Raw genomic sequence first — 15972 nt, forward strand, 5'->3', positions numbered from 1 at the left:
CGGACACCGAGGCCGACACCGACACCGAGCCGTGAGGCACGAAGTCGGGTCGGAGAGCACCGGTCTCCTCACCGCCACGGCAGCACCGGACCGCCGGGGGCGCGACACGCCCCCGGCGGTCGCGCACGCACTCCCGAGTCGGCGCCCCCCTCTCCTCCCCCGGCCCGTCCGCGGCTTCTTCCGGTCGTACGCACCGACTCTGATGAACCGTCCATGACGGACACACGAGCCCCTGTGGGCCCTCTGTCGTACGCGGGGCGTACGCTGTTCGGTTATCACGGGATCACCGTGATGTCGGGGGACAACAGGAGAGTGCTCGGTGCTTGAGAGTCTGGGCTGGCTGACCGCCGGCCCATGGATCTACGCCGTCGTGGCCGCGTCCATCGTGCTGGACGTGTTCCTGCCGGTCCTGCCGAGCGGTGTCCTGGTCGTCGCGGCGGCCACGGCTGCCGCGGCGGAGACGGCGGCGGGCGCGATGCCCCGTGACGTCCCCGACGTGCTCGTCCTGATGCTCGCGGCGGCCACGGCGTCCGTCCTCGGCGACCTCGTGGCGTACCGCCTGGCCTGGGCGGGCAGTGCGCGCCTGGACCGCGCGATCGCCCGTTCCCGGCGCCTGACCACCGCGCAGGAACGTCTCGGCGCGGCGCTCGCCAGGGGCGGCGGCCTGCTGGTCGTCATCGCCCGCTTCGCCCCCGCGGGCCGCTCGGTCGTCTCGCTCGGCGCGGGCGCCGCCCGTCACCGCGCCCGCGATTTCCTCCCCTGGTCCGCGTTGGCGGGCCTCGCGTGGGCCGGCTACAGCGTCGCCCTCGGCTACCTCGGCGCCCACTGGCTGGGTCCCACCTGGCTCGCGGCGGCGGTCTCCCTGGCCGCCCTCTTCGGCGCGGGCGCGGCGGCGGCGTACTTCATGCGGCAGCCACGGACCACCGGCTGAGGGCCGGCGGACCCGAGCGGGTCAGGGCGCCCGCCGTGGTGCGGACGTCACGCCTACCCGGTCCGCCGAACCTACCCAGCCCGTCGCACCTACCCGGCCCGGCGGGCCGCCGCGCCCCGTACCTCCAGCCCGGCCAGCAGCTCCGCCGTGGCGGCCGCGACGGCCTCCACCGCCTGATCGAACACCTCACGGTTGTGGGCGGCGGGCGCGCGGAAACCGGACACCTTGCGGACGTACTGCAGGGCGGCGGCCCGGATGTCGTCCTCGGTGGCTTCCTCGGGGATCGCGGGCGGTCGCAGAGTCTTGATGCTTCGGCACATGAGCCCAGTCTCCCGCGCCCGCCCCGCTCCCACCTCGGCATCAAGCAAATCCTTGGGTATCGGCAAGTTTCCCCGAGGATTGACTCCACCCTGCCCCCTTGTGATCATCACGGAGGCCGCCGGCCGACCGACGAGGGCGACGCAGAGACGAGGGGACCATGTCGACGAACGAACGGCTCACCGTGGCGGTACTCGGACCCGGCGGGGTGGGCGGCCTGCTCGCCGCGCTCCTGGCCCGTGCGGGCAACCGCGTCATCTGCCTGGCGGGGGACGAGACGGCCCGCGTCCTGGACAAGGACGGCATCAGCGTCACCAGTGCCCGCTTCGGCGACTTCACCGCCCGCGTGGAGACCGCCGCCGAACTGCGCGAACCGGTCGACGCGGCCCTCCTCACCGTGAAGCACACCACGCTCGGCCCCGCCCTGGACCGCCTCCCCGCCTCGTCCCTGACCCCCGGCACCCTCGTCGTCCCGTTCCTGAACGGCGTCGAACACCCGGCGGCCCTGCGCGCCCACTACGGCGACACCGTCCCCATCGCCCCGGCGACCATCCGTGTCGAGTCGACCAGGGTCACGCCGGGCGTCATCGCGCACGGCAGCCCCTTCGCGGAGGTCGACCTGACCGGCGACGAGGCCCCCGCCGACCGCCTCAACTCCCTTGCCGGGGCCCTGGAATGGTCCGGCATCAGCACCCGGCTGCTGCGCGGCGAGACGGCGGTGCTGTGGTCGAAGATGTCGTTCCTGGCCCCGTTCGCCCTGCTGACCACCCGCTACGGCCTGCCCCTGGGCGAGATCCGCACCCGCCACCGCGAGGAGCTGACCGCCCTGGTCGAGGAGACGGCGGCGGTCAGCGCGGCGGTCGGCGCGCCCGTGGACCCGGCCGAGGCGGTACGCCGCTACGACGCCTTCCCGCCCGGCACCAAGTCGTCGATGCAGCGCGACGCCGAGTCCGGGCGCCCGCTCGAACTGGACGCGATCGGCGGCGCACTGCTCCGCGCCGCCGAACGCCACGGCGTACCGGCCCCGGTGGCGGCAAGGGTGGTGGCGGACCTGAGGGCGGCGGGCCACTGAGCCACCCACCACCTCACCGTTCCTGTGAACTGAGCATGAGTGAGCCCGCCACTCACCCCTGCCCCCGAGTTCTCCCCCCTCACCCCTCGGACGCCGGCCGCACCGCTCCTCCCACGCGCACCGCGTGCCGGGCGACCGTGTCGGCGAACGCCCGGGCCGGGGGCGACAGCGCGTCCCACCGCCGTACCGCCCAGCCGACGGTGAGCGGCGGCAGATCGGGGACCGGGACGAAGCGCAGGCCGGGGTGGCCGGGGCCGGTCCAGCCGGGCAGGGCGGGGACGACGGCGTGGCCGACCCCGAGTTCGGTGAGGAGGATCGCGGTGTCCCAGTCGGCGACCCCGGCACCGGACGGGCCGGTCTTTATGCCCAACTCCCGGTACGCGGCGTCCAGATGGGCGTAGGAGGTGGAGTTCTCCGGCAGCCCGATGAGCCGCATCCCGTCCAGTTCCCCGGCGTCGATCCGCTCCCGCCCGGCGAGTTCGTCGTCGGCGCGTACGGCGAGCACCCAGGGGAGTTCGACGACGGCCCGCTGTTCGATGCCGCGGACGGCGGGCCCGAGGGTGACCCAGGACAGGTCGAGGTCGCGCGCGGGATCGCCCAGCGCGTCGACGCAGCCGGCGCTGGACCGTACGGTCTGGAACTCCAGTCCCACGTCCGGGTACGACCGTCGGAAGTCGACGATGCCCTGCGCCATGAAGTGGCGCACGGTCGTGCCGCCGGTGGCGACCCGTACGACGCCGCCGTCGCCCCGCACCATCTCGGCGAGCCGCCGCAGGGCGAGATCGAGCCCGGTGATCCCCTCGGCCGCGGCTTCCTGGAGCACGCGCCCGGCCCGCGTGGGCACGACACCGCGGGCCTGCCGTTCGACCAGCCCGACCCCCACCTCGCGCTCCAGTCGCCGCACATGCTGACTCACCGCCGACTGTGTACAGCCCAGCTCCCGCGCCACCGCGCTGAGGCTCCCGGCCCGGCACACGGCGACGAAGACACGCAGATCATCGAGGGTCATGGAGGGGAAGATACCGAAGAGACCCAAGGGAGAGCTTGGGGGACCGCGCACCGCCGCACCCCGCGCGGACCCGGCTTCCTCGGGCGGGCCCGCGGCGGCGACGTACGATCCGCCGCCGACCCGCCCGGGACGGCCGGGACGGTCGCCGTGCCGGCCGTCCCGGGCCACACCGGTAGGGAAGCCGGAAGGGCCCACAGAGGAAAGGATCCCCGCATGACCAACGTCCGCGTCACGCACATCGGCGGCCCGACCGCGCTGATCGAGGCCGGGGGCTGGCGGCTGCTGACCGACCCGACCTTCGATCCGCCGGGGCGCCGCTACTCGTTCGGCTGGGGAACCTCCTCCCGCAAGACGGCCGGCCCCGCCCTCGCCGCCGCGGACCTGCCGCCGGTCGACGCCGTCCTGCTCACCCACGACCACCACGGCGACAACCTCGACACGGCCGGACGCGCCCTGCTGCCGGCCGCGGGCACCGTGCTCACCACGCCGTCCGGGGCGCGACGACTCGGCGGCAACGCCCGCGGCCTGGCGCCCTGGAGCACCACCCGCCTCCAGGGGCCGGGACGCACGACGATCGACGTCACCGCGACCCCCGCCCGCCACGGACCGCCGCTGTCCCGACCGCTCACCGGTGAGGTCACCGGCTTCGCCCTGCACTGGACGGGCCAGCAGCACGGCGTGCTGTGGATCTCCGGGGACACCGTCCTCCACGACGGCGTACGGAGCGTCGCGGGACGCCTGAAGGTGGGCACCGCGCTGCTGCACCTGGGCGGCGTGCGCTTCCCGCTGACGGGCCCGGTCCGCTACAGCATGACGGCCGCTCAGGCGGTGGAGCTGTGCCGTCGCCTCACACCGCGCACGGTCCTCCCCGTCCACTACGAGGGTTGGCACCACTTCCGGGAGAACCGGGCGGCGATCGAACGGCATCTGGCCTCGGCGCCGGCCGACGTGCGCGACCGCTTCCGCTGGCTGCCCCTGGGGACGGCTGCCGAGATCAGTGTGTAGTCACCCGTTCGAATGACACCGCCCTCGAAGCGGAAGAAGGAACTCGCATCATAAAATCGAACAGGCGTAGCATTGTCGTGTGGCTAAGACCTATGACTTCCCCAGTGACCTCCTCGCCGGCCAGGAGGAGCTGCATCAGGTCCGGGCCGAGCTCCTGGCACTGCTGAAGCGGCTGCCCTGGTCCGTCGAGCCCCTGGACGGTTTCAGCGACGACAAGGGCTGGCGGCAGATCGAGCGCCCCGCCTCCCCCGGCTGGACACCCGACGAACAGGCCGAGGTCGAGAAGCTCCGCGAACGCGAACGAGAACTGGCGGTGTTCGTCAGCTGCCACCGCTTCTGGGCAGAGCTGGCCACAGAGGAACGCGTCACGGCCCGAAGCCTGCTGAAACACACCCGCAAGACGAGGGAGGAGTCCCCGGAGGACGGAGCCTGACAGCGGTGACTTCGAACAACTCCCGCACCCTGTCGCGATCCACCCAAGGCCCGCCACCGCGCGGGCCTACGCCATTCCGGGTCACCCCATGTGTCACAGAATGATCGCGAAGCCTTTACACCGTTCACACATCAACTACATTCGCCCCTCACGCACAAATCACGCCAGGGGGGCGAGATGAGCCAGCAGTACCCGCAGCCCGGACCCGGGGGACCGCAGCAGCCAGGCTGGGGAGCACCACAACCGCAGTACCCGCAGCAGCCCGGATGGGGCGGACCGCCTCCGCCGCCGAAGAAGACGCCCGTCGGCATGATCGTCGGACTCGGCTGTCTCGGCGTCTTCGTCCTCTTCGTCATCCTCGGCGCCATCGGCGCGATGGTCGGAGGCGACTCCAGCAGCACCAGCAAGGGCACGACGGTCGGCACCGACGACGACAAGGGCACCGAGGCCGAGAAGAAGAAGGACGACGCTCCCGCGGCCGACCCCGAGCCGAGCAAGACCCCGGAGTCCGAGAAATCCGAGAAGACGGAGGAACCCAAGAAGGCCGACAAGCCCGCGAAGCCGAAGAAGCAGGTCGTCACCTTCAAGGTGTGGGGCACCGCCCCCGACGGCGTCCTCGGCCCGCTCGACATCACCTACGGGTCCGACAGCGACAGCCGGTCCGGCACCTGGAAGAACGGCAAGTTCACCGCCACCCTTCCGCTGGACGACGAGGCCCTGTACTACACGGTGATGGCCCAGCTCCAGGGCTCCGGGGACATCAACTGCTCCGTCACCGTCGACGGGCACACCGAGAAGGCGCACGCGTCCGGCGACTACAACATCTGCCACGCGCAGGCCAACGCCGGCCTTCTCGGCGGCTGGGACTGACACAGGCACACCCCACGGACCGAGCATGAGAACGGCCCCTCGAAGAGTCTTCGAGGGGCCGTCGCACAGCCGTCCACCGGTCCTGCCGGTCGGTGGGCGCGGACGGTTTCGAACCGCCGACATCCTGCTTGTAAGGCAGGCGCTCTACCCCTGAGCTACGCACCCGAGTACGAGTCGACAGCCTACATTGCCGTGGGCCGTGCCCCGCAAACCGTTAACCCGGCGCACCGAGACGGTTCGGCTACGACCTTTCCGGCAGCGCCGCCCACCGCGACGCCCAGGTCCGGCACGCGCTGATCCGCCTGCTGCACTGGGCCCGCCGGCATCACCTCGCCATCGCCGTCGAGGACCTCGACTTCACCGGCGAGACGACCCGTGAGAAACACGGCCGCCGCAAGCGGTTCCGCAGGCTGATCTCCGGTATGCCCGTGGCCAGGCTGCGGGCCCGGCTGGTGTCGATGGCGGCGGAACTCGGCATTCCCGTCGTCGCCGTCGATCCCGCCTACACCAGCCGCTGGGGCGCCCAGCACTGGCAACAACCCCTCACCACTGCGAACAGGAAGACCACCCGCCACGACGCGGCAGCCGTGGCGATCGGAAGGCGCGCCCTGGGACACCCGGTCCGGCGACGGACGGCACCGCCCCCACACGACCGGAGTGATCGTGCGGGGCATCGGACCGTCCAGGCCCCACCAGGTGTCCCGGGGTGTGAGGGAACCCGCCCCCGCGTTCCCGGACCACGGACACGATCCGTGCGCGCCGGACGCGGAGCGAAAGCGGGCGACCATGACACCCAACACCGTTCGGGGCGTCCGGCTGAGCATCAGTCCTGACAACAGGACCCGCTCCCGCTCAGTCTTTAGGAACGGTTATCCCCACCCCTGATCCGGGAGCGGCCCGGATCCGCCCGAAGACCCCCGCTCCGTACGGTCGAAGCACGCTCGGCGGATGCCGGCGGACATGGGAAAGACCGGCCCCGGGGGGAGATCGTCATGGCTCGTACGGCTCGTAGGTCACGCACGGGAACGGTGGCCGTCGCCGGGCTCGCCGTCGCGCTCATGGCGTCCGTCGCCGCGTGCGGGGCGGACGCCGGGGACGACCGGGAGCCGGAGCACCGGGCCTTCGCCCTTCAGGGCCGTACGCTCACCGTCGACTCGGACGACTCGGCGCTGGAACTGGTCGCGGCGGACGTGGACGAGGTCGAGGTGACCCGGTGGTTCGAGGGCCGGGTCGTGGTCGGCGGTGACCCGCGGGTGACGTGGGAGATGAAGGACGACCGGCTGAAGCTGCGGCTGAAGTGCTCCGGCATCGTCGCGGACTGCTCCGCCAGGCACCGTATCGAGGTGCCGCGCGGCGTGGCCGTCGTCGTGGAGGACGGGGACGGGAGCGTGCGCGCGAAAGGGTTCACCCAGTCGCTGAAGATCCGGACCGCCGACGGCGCGGTGCGGGTCAGCGACAGCAGCGGTCCGCTGGAGATGCACAGCGACGACGGCTCGGTGCACGCGCTCGGCGTCGAGTCGCGCAGCGTCCGGGCCAGCACCAAGGACGGCTCGGTCAAGCTCGAACTCGGCGCGGTGCCCGACCTGGTGGACTCCCGCAGCGACGACGGCTCCATCACCATCGGGCTGCCCCGCGAGGCCGCGTACCGGGTGACGACCGGGAGCGACGACGGTTCCGTGGCCGTGTCCGTGCCCCGTGACTCCGGCAGCACCCATGTGGTGAAGGCCCACACCGAGGACGGCTCGGTCACCGTACGGAACGCCGGCTGATCACCCACCCCCGCCCCGGCGATTTCGTCCCTGAACCGATCAGCCCGTGTTTTCGTCCTTGACCGGTGGGAGAATGGCACCGGTCAGGGCGGATGACAGCACGGGAGAGGGATGTGACGGCGACACCAGCAGAGCCGTACACGCCGATTGCGCCCAGCGCACGACAACCCCAAAGCCGTGCACCACGACGAGCAGCCGGCCCCTCGCGTCAGCGGCCCGGCCACGCCCGCTCCCCCCGCGCCCCCCGGCGCTCCGCCGCCCGCGACTCCCTCCTGCTCCTCGGTCTGCCCCTGCTCGCCGCGCTGGCGCTGCCCGCCGCGTTCGCCGGGGGCGGGACCCGGCGGTGGTTCGGCGGGCGGGCGGAAGGGCAGCGGGCCGAGGCGCAGGCGGCGAAGGACGCGGCGGCGGCCGCGTTCTACGAGCTGGACACCGCCCAACGCGACCTGCGGATCTCCATGGAGACCATCACCGCGGTGGACGACTCCCCCGCCGCCCGCCAGGCGGTCTCCGGCTTCGAGGCGCTCGGTCGGCGGATCGACGAGGTCAGCGGCCGGTACATCGCCGCCGTCGACGCCCATGATCTCGACCGGGACGACCTGGAGGCGTCCGCCGCCGCCCGCGCCCGGACCGAGCTGACCGCCGCCAAGGACGAGCTGGGGCGGGTCAAGCAGGAGCTGGACCGTTTCGCCGAGGGGCTGGGCCCGCTGCTCGGCAAGGCCGAGACACAGCTGGCCCGGCTCGCCCCGGCCGTGGAGCGCGCCCGGCAGGGCCTGCTCGCCGCCTCCAACGCCCTGGACGCCGTACGGGAGTCGGGGTTGAAGGCGGACGACCTCGCCGCGCGGCTCGCCGCGCTCGCCCCGGAGCTGACCAAGCTCAACCAGGGGGCCGGCCGGCATGGCGTGGCGGAGACGCTGGAGCGCGCCGACCGGGTCGTGCGGGAGGCGGAGGCGGTACGGGCGGAGGCCGAGCGGCTGCCGGAGAAGGCCGCCGAGATCGACCACCGGCTGGTGTCGCTGCGGACCCGCGCGGAGGCACTGGGCACCCGGGCGGGGCAGGTGCCGCAGATGCTGAGCGAGCTGCGGCGCAGATTCGTGGCGGCCTGCTGGCAGGACCTCCAGCAGGTGCCGGACCAGGCCGCGGCCGATGTCGAGCAGGCGCAGCTGAAACTGCGTGAGGCGCGGGCCGCGCGTGACGCGCAGCGCTGGCCGGACGCGACGGCGCTGCTGTCGACCGTGCGGGCGCTGCTGAACCGGACGGACGAGGCGGTCTCCGCGGCGGGCGACCGGCTGCGGCGGCTGAACGCGGTGCAGAAGGACCCCCAGCAGGAGATCGACCGCACCCGGTTCGCCATCCGTGACGCGCAGCGGCTCGCCATGGCGGGCCGTTCCACGCCCGATCCCCGGCACGCCCGCCCGCTCGACGACTCCGTGGCCCGGCTGGACCGCGCGGTCGCCACGCTGGAGGGCCGGCACCCCGACTACTGGCACTTCCTGACCGAGACGGAGTCCGTGCGGCAGACGGTGTCCCATGTGGTCGACCAGATCCGCAAGGAGCGCGGCGGGAGCGCCTGACGGCGGGGCCGGTTTGCCCGCCGGGGCACCCCGGCGGATGCTGAAGGGGTACGGAGGCCTCCGCTCACGCCTAGGAGGCGGATATGGCCACGCATGCCACGCACTCCCTGCGGTCCCAGGGCAAGCACGCGGGTCCCCGGCGCCGGATCAAGATCGACGAGCATCTGCCCGTCGACCACCGGCTGAGCCGGGTCTACCGGGTCGGGGCGGGCCTGATGGGTCTGTTCCTGGTCGCCTTCGGCATCCTCGGCCTGATCGACAAGGTCGGCTGGTTCGACACGCACGGCGACGAGGTCGCGGGGCTGAACACGAACGGCACGCTGAGCGTCCTGTCGATCGCGGTGGGGCTGCTGCTGCTCGTCGGCATGGTGATCGGCGGCAACTTCGCCTCCACGCTGAACATGACGCTGGGCGTCCTGTTCATCCTGAGCGGCTTCGGCAACATGGCGCTGCTGGACACCGACTCCAACTTCCTCGCCTTCCGCATCCAGAACGTCCTGTTCAGCTTTGTCGTCGGTGTCCTGCTGATGACGTTCGGGATGTACGGCAGGGTCGGCTCGGCGCTGCCGCACGAGAGCCCGTACTGGCGGGCCCGCCATCCCGCCCAGGCGGAGCGGGAGAGCCGGGTGCGGGCCGAGACCGAGGAGGGCAGGCGGAAAAGGGCCGGCGCCCTCACCGAAGGCGGAGAGGGCGCCGGCACGGGCTCCTGAGAGGCCCGACGGGAGTCGGCCGGATCAGGTGCGGTACGCGTAGTAGTACGCGTTCGGGTACGAGGCGATGATGCTCGCCACCGAACGGCGGTAGGTGTCCGCGTCGTGGTACGTCAGGTACGGCACACCGCTGGAACTGCGGAAGGTCACCATCATCGAGTGGTCCTTGTCGCCGTCCCGGTTGAAGTCGACCTGGAGCACGTCACCGAGGTCCAGCTGGTAGACGTTCGCCAGCGGGGTGGTGCGCTTCGCGGTCTGGGTGAACCAGGACCACTCGTTGACACCGATCCACGCGTCGGCCGTACCGTTCGAGGCGTAGTACCAGGTGTCGTACTCCTCGGGCGTCACCTTGGAGATCTGCTGCCAGCCGCCCGCCAGGAGACCCTGGCTGAGGTAGTTGGTGCAGTCGCCGCCCATCGAGTTGTACTTGCGGTAGGCCGGGTTGTAGTTCTTCCAGTACTTCTCGGTGTACGCCACCATCGCCTGGTAGTTGTACTTCCCGCCGTTGATCGTCTTCGGCGCGGCAGGAGCGGGCCAGCTGGTGGCGGCCTTCGGAGCCTGGTGGACGGCCATGGGCGTACGGCTCAGCTTGGCGTCCGCCGCCGGGGCGACGGGGTCGTTGATGCGCTGGGCGCCGCCGTCCGTGCCCTTCATGGCGGTCAGTTGCCACGTGCCACCGGACGCCGTGAAGGTGAGCTGGTGGTGCGCCTCGAAGCCCGTGGAGGCGGGCTCGTCGCCGCGTATCTTCTTGTACTTGAGGCTCGTCCGCTCGGTGATCTTCACCGTGGCCTTCGTGCCCTTGACCTTGGTGCTGTCGACGGTGACCGCGGTGTCGGCCGAGGTGTAGGCCTCGCCCAGGGCCGCGAGACGCGCCTTGGTGGCGCGCAGGGCGCTCAGCTTGCCGTCCTCGACCTTCTTCTGGGCGCTGGACAGCTTGACGCCACCGGTGGGCTTCAGCGACTTGCGGGCCGCCCCACCACCGACGAGCACGGCCGTGCGGTCGGTGATCACGTTGTCCGCGACCCGCCCGAACGCGTCCTTGGTCGCCTTCGTGACCTTGGGGGTCGACCCGGCGGCCTGCGCGGCGGTCATCGGCAGCAGCGCGGTGGCCAGTACGGCCGCCGCGACGGTCGAGCCTGCGAGGCTCAACGTCCTTGATCTCACTGCATTCTCCTTGCCCCCGAGTTGGTCGTACCCGGGGTCCGAATCTTTACATGACCTCCTCAAGCGAAGTAGGTCGGGGGGAATAACAAGTCGGAGAACGGGAAGACTATTTGACCACTGTCGCCCAGTCCGGCGACTGCCCGGGGTCCAGATTGCGCAGGTTCGCCAGGGTCGACGGCTTCTGTACGTCCATCCAGTCGGCCAACTCCTGGAAGGACACGCACTTCACGTCCTTCTTGGTGCAGACGTTCTTGATGATCTCGTCGACGGCGTTCATGTAGATGCCGCCGTTCCACTGCTCGAAGTGGTTGCCGATGAACAGCGGTGCGCGGCTGCCGTAGTAGACGCGGTTGAAGCCGGACATGTAGGTGTCGATGGTCTCCCTCTGCCAGGTCTGGTACATCGCCGGGTCACCGTCGGTCTTGCCGTCCGACTGGTTGTAGAGGAAGTTGAAGTCCATCGACAGCGCCTGGTATTCGTCGTTGAACGGGAGCATCTGCAGCGGGAAGTCCCAGACGCCCTCCTTCTTGGCGGGCCACACCTGGTAGGCGCCCGGGGAGCTGGCGTCGTAGCGGTAGCCGAAGCCCTTGACCGCCTTCAGCAGGTTCTTCTGCCCCTCCAGGCAGGGCGCGCGGCCGCCGGTGACGGCCTTGACGTCGAAGGGCAGCGGGTCCATGTCGGTGAAGCCGGTGTTGGTCTTCCAGTTCTCCAGGAAGGAGTTGAACTCCTCGATCTCCCGCTTCCACTCCGCGACGCTCCAGTCGCCGCCGCCCTTCGCACCGCAGAAGTGGCCGTTGAAGTGGGTGCCTATCTCGTTGCCCTCGCGCCAGGCCTCGCCGAGTTCCTCGATGGTGGTGCGGATGTGGTCGTCGGTCGCGTAGCTGATCGCGGCGGAGCCCTTGTCGTGCTGCGGCGGGTCGTAGAGGTTCCGCTTGTCCTTCGGCAGCAGGTAGATGCCGGTGAGGAAGAACGTCATGTGCGCGTTGTAGCGCTTCGCCATCTGCCGGTAGTGATCGAAGAGGTTGTCGTCGCCGGCCAGCGCGCCGTCCCAGGAGAACACGACGAACTGCGGGGGCTTCTCACCCCGCTTGAGCGGTACGGCCTTCAACTGGCCCTTCTGCGGGCCGGTGTACGACGTGGAGCCGTCCCCGATGACCTTGGTCCTGCCGTCCCACTTCGGTTCGGCGTTCTTGGCGGAGTTGCCCTTGCCGTCCCTGCCACCGGAGGACGACGCGGTCGGCGCGGTACTGGTCGTACGGTTCAGCACCATGTAGCCGCCGACGAGGGAGGCGACGACGAGCAGCGCGGCCAGGGTCAGGAACTGCGGCCGGGTGGTGCGACGGGGCTGACGTGCTTTGCGGCGGCGGCCCTTGTGTGACTTGCTGCCAGGCTTCATGTGCGGCTCATTCTGCGAGGGTGGCGGGTCGGGTCCTCATCGGGCGTCAGCCGACGCTCGTCGCACGGGACCAGATGTCGTAGGGCACGCCGGATCCCGGGGTTCCGGCGATGCCGTCGAGCCGCAACGGCTCCAGGCTCTTGGACAGGTCGATCCGGTACAGGACGACCGCGGTCGACACCTTCTCCGCCGTGCCGACGTACCAGGCGGCCTTGTCGTCCTGGGTCGTCCCGCCCTTGCCCGCGACCTCGAAGGAGGCGGCGCCGGGCGAGGCGGGGTGGTCGCTGCGGAAGGCGTCCGTGAGCGCCTCGGTGACCTGCCGGGCCACCGCCGCGCCCACCGCCCGCTTCCGCTTGGGTGTGGACATCCCGACCTTGGATCCGTTGTGGGTGATCTTCCGCACCGAGTACGGCTCGGTGTGGCGGCCGTCCGCGGCGAACGTGCTGTAGCCGCTGGCCATGCGGATCGCGCTGGGTGTGGCGCTGCCGACGGACAGGGCGGGCACCTGCGCACCGAAGCTGGACGGCAGCAGTCCGGCCGCCTCGGCGGTGGAGCGCACCTTGTTCAGACCGGTGTCCATGCCGAGCTGCATGAACGGGGAGTTCACGGACTTGGCGAGCGCGTCGTGCAGGGTGATCCGGCCGTAGGACCGCTTGCCGTCGTTGCGGGCGCGGACCCGTTTGCCGTTGCGGTCCCAGTAGGGGCCCTCGGGCGTGGTGATGACGACTCCGTCGTCACCGTTGTAGAGCGTCTGCGGGGTGACAGGTGTCGACCGGCCGTCGCGTTCCTTGACGACGCCGTGTTCCAGGGCTGCGGCGTAGACGAACGGCAGGAACGCCGAACCGGACGGGACTGTGGTCGAGTTGGACTCGTTGTAGCCCTGTCTGCGGTGGTCGGGGCCGCCGTAGACGGCGAGGATCCGTCCGTCGGCGGCGACGGAGGACGCTCCGAAGTGGGCGGACTTCGCCTTCTTGGGGCTGTCCTTCGCGACGCCCTCGCGGGCCTTGGTGACGGCGGCGGTCAGGTCGGTCTGCCGCTTGCGGTCGAAGGTCGTGTAGATCTGGTAGCCGCCCATGTCGAACTCCTGGTCCGGTATGTTCCCGGCCTTCTTCGCGTACTGGGCGGCCAGCTCCACGAGGTAGTCGCTCTGCTTGCCGGTGTCGTACTGGTTCGACTGCTTCAGCGGCTCGGGGAACTTCTGGTACTTGGCACGCTCGCTCTCGGAGAGCTTGCCGAGCTCGACCATCCGGTCCAGAATCCACTCCCAACGCACGACGGCCCGGGCGTGGTTGGACCGGCTGAGGGAGGGGTCGTACAGGCCGGCGCCCTTGAGGAGGGAGGCGAGGAAGGCGGCCTCGCTCGCGTTCAGCTCGCTGACGTCCTTGCCGTAGTACGCCTGGGAGGCCCGCTGGATGCCGTAGGTGCCGCGGCCGAACCAGCTGGTGTTGAGGTAGCCCTCCAGGATCTCGTCCTTGCTCATCTGGTTGTCGAGCTTGAGGGCGAGCATCGCCTCGTCGAACTTGCGGCTGAGCGAGCGGTCCTGGGTCAGATAGACGTTCTTGACGTACTGCTGGGTGATCGTCGAACCGCCCTGGGTGTCGCCCTCACCCACGGTGCGCACCAGGGCCCGGGTGATACCGCTGAAGGATATGCCGGGGTCGGAGTAGAAGCTCGCGTTCTCCGCCGCGAGGACCGCCCAGCGCACATCCTCGGGGACGTCCTTCAGCGGCATCGCCTGGCGCCGCACCCAGCCGGTACGGGCCATCGGTGTGCCGTCGGACCAGAAGTACACATTGTCCTGCTGGGTGGCGAAGGTGTTGAGGTCCTCGGGTATGTCCGTGGCGGCGTAGGCGATGGTCAGCAGCATGGTGCTGAACCCCACGGCGAGCCCTCCGGCGCCCAGCGACTGCCGCCAGGACGGCACCCAGCGTCGCCAGTCGGTACGGCCGGGGCGCGGGTACTGCGGGCGTATTCGGCGGGCATACGGGGCCAAGGGGGCGAGGCGCGGGCCCACGGCGGCCAGGAATCTGGCGCGAAACGACGGCCGGGCCGCCTTGCGCCTGTCCCGCCTGCCGCCCGTCGCCGACTGCTCGGGCCGGCTGTCGAGCATGCCCGGTTCGAGCACGCGCAGCTGCATGGTCTCGTCGGCCGGCGGGGGCGGCGGTGCCTTGAGCTCCATGGTCTCGTCCGCCGGCGGGGGCGGGGCCTTCAGCTCCATCGTGAACTCGGACTCCGGGAGCCCCTGCTCCCGGCGCTCGTGTGCCGCTCCCCGGCGGCGGCGCATACGACCCTCTCCTTCAGCGCTGCCCATGGCGCGCTCCGCTGCGGGGACGGCTCATGTGCTGCGCGGCGACGATCCGGCGGAACGCGGCAACCTTTCGCCCGCCCACGGCGACATAGCGACCGGGGGACGTGGCTCCCGATCGACACAGGACAGCGGTCATGACTGTCCCCCCTCCCACTTGGCATCGCCCGCGTGGACCGTCACAGCCGCCACACCCGCGGCTGTGAGTCCCCCGGTCCCCCGGTCCCCCGGCCGTCCGGTCTCCACACAGCGACCACAAATTATCAGTCACTTTCACAACCGCCCCGGTCGGCAGCGTGAAAATTTGGCCAGTGTGACCGACCCGTCGAAAACAAGTCCTGCTGACGGCGGCCCGCCGCCGGATAGCCTGAGCACATGCCTCGCTACGAATACCGCTGCCGGACCTGCGGCGACACTTTCGAACTGAGCCGCCCGATGGCCGAGTCGTCCGCCCCCGCGGACTGCCCCTCGGGTCACCAGGACACGGTCAAGCTCCTGTCGACGGTCGCGGTGGGCGGCTCGGCCTCCGCTGCCGCCCCCGCGCCCCGGGCGGGCGGCGGCGGGGGCGGTGGATGCTGCGGCGGCGGATGCTGCGGTTGATCACACTGGGTTCAACGGCCTCCGGCCCGGGAGCGTTCATCCGCACCTCAGGCTCCCTTCAGCTTCGTTCCCCTAGCCTGCGCCCATGACAGCCATGCAAGCGGAGTCGATGAGCGGCGCACCCCTGTGGATCATAGGACTGATGGATCTGCTGGGGGCACCGGGGGCCGGTCTGGCCGTCGCCCTGGAGAACCTCTTCCCGCCGATCCCCAGCGAGGTCGTCCTCCCTCTCGCCGGCTTCGCCGCGAGCACGGGCCGGATGGACCTCTACGCCGCGCTGCTGTGGACCACGGCGGGCTCCGTCATCGGCGCCCTCGCCCTCTACGGCGTGGGCGCCCTCCTGGGCCGCGACCGCACCCTGGCGATCGCGGCGAAGCTGCCCCTGGTCAAGGTCTCCGACGTGGAGCGGACGGAGGCGTGGTTCCTCCGGCACGGCACCAAGGCGGTCTTCTTCGGCCGGATGGTCCCGGTCTTCCGCAGCCTGATCTCGGTCCCCGCCGGCGTCGAACGCATGCCCCTGCCCGTCTTCACGCTCCTCACCGCCCTGGGCAGCGCGATCTGGAACACGCTCTTCGTGCTGGCCGGCTACTTCCTGGGCGCGAACTGGACCGAGGTGACGGCGGTCGTCTCGACGTACTCGAAGATCGTCCTGGCGGCCGCCGCGCTGGCCGTGCTGGCCTTCGTATTGCTCCGCCTCCTGAAGCAGGGCAGCGCCAACGGGGCGCGGGGAACTGCGCGCCCGACCACCGACGACCGGCAGCCCGCGGACCGCGGCACCCCCACCCCCTGACCGGACAGGACTGACCGGACCGGACCGGA

General features: G+C 71.0%; 15 protein-coding genes, 1 tRNA gene and 1 pseudogene. 11 read left to right on the forward strand and 6 right to left on the reverse strand.

Annotation, left to right across the window (positions count from 1 at the left end; translation table 11 throughout):
- Positions 1-319 precede the first annotated feature (319 nt).
- On the forward strand, positions 320-931 hold the full coding sequence (locus M8J73_RS09215; RefSeq protein ID WP_055538911.1) for a DedA family protein: 612 nt from the start codon (positions 320-322) through the stop codon (positions 929-931).
- An 89-nt stretch (positions 932-1020) separates the two neighbouring features.
- On the opposite strand, the gene M8J73_RS09220 is transcribed toward M8J73_RS09215, so the two are convergent.
- A complete protein-coding gene (locus M8J73_RS09220) occupies positions 1021-1251 on the reverse strand; it encodes a DUF2277 family protein (RefSeq protein ID WP_055538912.1) in 231 nt (76 codons plus the stop codon).
- Between the two features lie 158 nt (positions 1252-1409).
- On the opposite strand from M8J73_RS09220, the gene M8J73_RS09225 reads away from it, so the two are divergent.
- On the forward strand, positions 1410-2321 hold the full coding sequence (locus M8J73_RS09225) for a ketopantoate reductase family protein (RefSeq protein WP_249828449.1): 912 nt from the start codon (positions 1410-1412) through the stop codon (positions 2319-2321).
- A gap of 79 nt (positions 2322-2400) precedes the next feature.
- Here M8J73_RS09225 and M8J73_RS09230 read toward each other — a convergent pair whose 3' ends face one another.
- On the reverse strand, positions 2401-3330 hold the full coding sequence (locus M8J73_RS09230) for a LysR family transcriptional regulator (RefSeq protein ID WP_249828450.1): 930 nt from the start codon (positions 3328-3330) through the stop codon (positions 2401-2403).
- 213 nt (positions 3331-3543) lie between these two features.
- Between M8J73_RS09230 and M8J73_RS09235 the strand changes: the two genes are divergently transcribed.
- The 3 genes from M8J73_RS09235 (at position 3544) to M8J73_RS09245 (ending at position 5638) form a co-directional block, all read left to right on the forward strand.
- A complete protein-coding gene (locus tag M8J73_RS09235; protein WP_055541469.1) occupies positions 3544-4335 on the forward strand; it encodes an MBL fold metallo-hydrolase in 792 nt (263 codons plus the stop codon).
- A 79-nt stretch (positions 4336-4414) separates the two neighbouring features.
- Complete coding sequence (locus M8J73_RS09240) at positions 4415-4768, forward strand: DUF8825 domain-containing protein (protein ID WP_055541470.1); 354 nt, start codon at positions 4415-4417, stop codon at positions 4766-4768.
- A 177-nt stretch (positions 4769-4945) separates the two neighbouring features.
- On the forward strand, positions 4946-5638 hold the full coding sequence (locus M8J73_RS09245; RefSeq protein ID WP_249828451.1) for a hypothetical protein: 693 nt from the start codon (positions 4946-4948) through the stop codon (positions 5636-5638).
- Positions 5639-5731: 93 nt separating this feature from the next.
- On the opposite strand, the gene M8J73_RS09250 is transcribed toward M8J73_RS09245, so the two are convergent.
- Positions 5732-5803: transfer RNA gene (locus tag M8J73_RS09250), tRNA-Val, on the reverse strand.
- A 56-nt stretch (positions 5804-5859) separates the two neighbouring features.
- Here M8J73_RS09250 and M8J73_RS09255 point away from each other — a divergent pair.
- From M8J73_RS09255 to M8J73_RS09270, 4 genes and pseudogenes are all read left to right on the forward strand, one after another.
- A pseudogene (locus tag M8J73_RS09255) lies at positions 5860-6471 on the forward strand (IS200/IS605 family accessory protein TnpB-related protein); the annotation flags it as partial.
- Between the two features lie 159 nt (positions 6472-6630).
- Positions 6631-7407: a DUF4097 family beta strand repeat-containing protein gene (locus tag M8J73_RS09260; RefSeq protein ID WP_249828452.1), complete on the forward strand. Its 777-nt coding sequence runs from the start codon at positions 6631-6633 to the stop codon at positions 7405-7407.
- Between the two features lie 113 nt (positions 7408-7520).
- Complete coding sequence (locus M8J73_RS09265) at positions 7521-8978, forward strand: hypothetical protein (RefSeq protein ID WP_249828453.1); 1458 nt, start codon at positions 7521-7523, stop codon at positions 8976-8978.
- Between the two features lie 83 nt (positions 8979-9061).
- Positions 9062-9688 (forward strand): DUF4383 domain-containing protein, encoded by a 627-nt coding sequence (locus tag M8J73_RS09270; protein WP_055541951.1) that lies wholly within the window; start codon positions 9062-9064, stop codon positions 9686-9688.
- A 24-nt stretch (positions 9689-9712) separates the two neighbouring features.
- Here the strand turns inward: M8J73_RS09270 and M8J73_RS09275 are convergent, their stop codons facing one another.
- The 3 genes from M8J73_RS09275 to M8J73_RS09285 form a co-directional block, all read right to left on the reverse strand.
- The gene (locus tag M8J73_RS09275; RefSeq protein ID WP_055541950.1) at positions 9713-10852 is read right to left on the reverse strand and encodes an amidase domain-containing protein; all 1140 of its coding nucleotides are present in this window, start codon (positions 10850-10852) and stop codon (positions 9713-9715) included.
- A gap of 106 nt (positions 10853-10958) precedes the next feature.
- Entirely contained in the window at positions 10959-12248 is a 1290-nt protein-coding gene (locus M8J73_RS09280; RefSeq protein ID WP_055541949.1) for a polysaccharide deacetylase family protein, read from the reverse strand.
- Positions 12249-12294: 46 nt separating this feature from the next.
- Positions 12295-14427 (reverse strand): transglycosylase domain-containing protein, encoded by a 2133-nt coding sequence (locus M8J73_RS09285; protein ID WP_055541953.1) that lies wholly within the window; start codon positions 14425-14427, stop codon positions 12295-12297.
- Between the two features lie 501 nt (positions 14428-14928).
- On the opposite strand from M8J73_RS09285, the gene M8J73_RS09290 reads away from it, so the two are divergent.
- Complete coding sequence (locus M8J73_RS09290) at positions 14929-15153, forward strand: FmdB family zinc ribbon protein (protein ID WP_079054728.1); 225 nt, start codon at positions 14929-14931, stop codon at positions 15151-15153.
- Between the two features lie 94 nt (positions 15154-15247).
- Positions 15248-15943 (forward strand): DedA family protein, encoded by a 696-nt coding sequence (locus M8J73_RS09295; protein WP_055537772.1) that lies wholly within the window; start codon positions 15248-15250, stop codon positions 15941-15943.
- The last annotated feature ends 29 nt before the right edge of the window (positions 15944-15972 follow it).

The organism is Streptomyces neyagawaensis (genome assembly GCF_023516595.1).
In the GTDB taxonomy this organism is placed as follows: Bacteria; Actinomycetota; Actinomycetes; order Streptomycetales; family Streptomycetaceae; genus Streptomyces; species Streptomyces neyagawaensis.

Excerpts from the sequence above, each read along its gene's own strand:
- M8J73_RS09220 (WP_055538912.1), bottom strand. The coding sequence starts at position 1,251 with ATGTGCCGAAGCATCAAGACTCTGCGACCGCCCGCGATCCCCGAGGAA.
- M8J73_RS09225 (WP_249828449.1), top strand. The coding sequence starts at position 1,410 with ATGTCGACGAACGAACGGCTCACCGTGGCGGTACTCGGACCCGGCGGG.
- M8J73_RS09230 (WP_249828450.1), bottom strand. The coding sequence starts at position 3,330 with ATGACCCTCGATGATCTGCGTGTCTTCGTCGCCGTGTGCCGGGCCGGG.
- M8J73_RS09235 (WP_055541469.1), top strand. The coding sequence starts at position 3,544 with ATGACCAACGTCCGCGTCACGCACATCGGCGGCCCGACCGCGCTGATC.
- M8J73_RS09245 (WP_249828451.1), top strand. The coding sequence starts at position 4,946 with ATGAGCCAGCAGTACCCGCAGCCCGGACCCGGGGGACCGCAGCAGCCA.
- M8J73_RS09260 (WP_249828452.1), top strand. The coding sequence starts at position 6,631 with ATGGCTCGTACGGCTCGTAGGTCACGCACGGGAACGGTGGCCGTCGCC.
- M8J73_RS09270 (WP_055541951.1), top strand. The coding sequence starts at position 9,062 with ATGGCCACGCATGCCACGCACTCCCTGCGGTCCCAGGGCAAGCACGCG.
- M8J73_RS09280 (WP_055541949.1), bottom strand. The coding sequence starts at position 12,248 with ATGAAGCCTGGCAGCAAGTCACACAAGGGCCGCCGCCGCAAAGCACGT.
- M8J73_RS09285 (WP_055541953.1), bottom strand. The coding sequence starts at position 14,427 with ATGGAGCTCAAGGCACCGCCGCCCCCGCCGGCCGACGAGACCATGCAG.
- M8J73_RS09290 (WP_079054728.1), top strand. The coding sequence starts at position 14,929 with ATGCCTCGCTACGAATACCGCTGCCGGACCTGCGGCGACACTTTCGAA.
- M8J73_RS09295 (WP_055537772.1), top strand. The coding sequence starts at position 15,248 with ATGCAAGCGGAGTCGATGAGCGGCGCACCCCTGTGGATCATAGGACTG.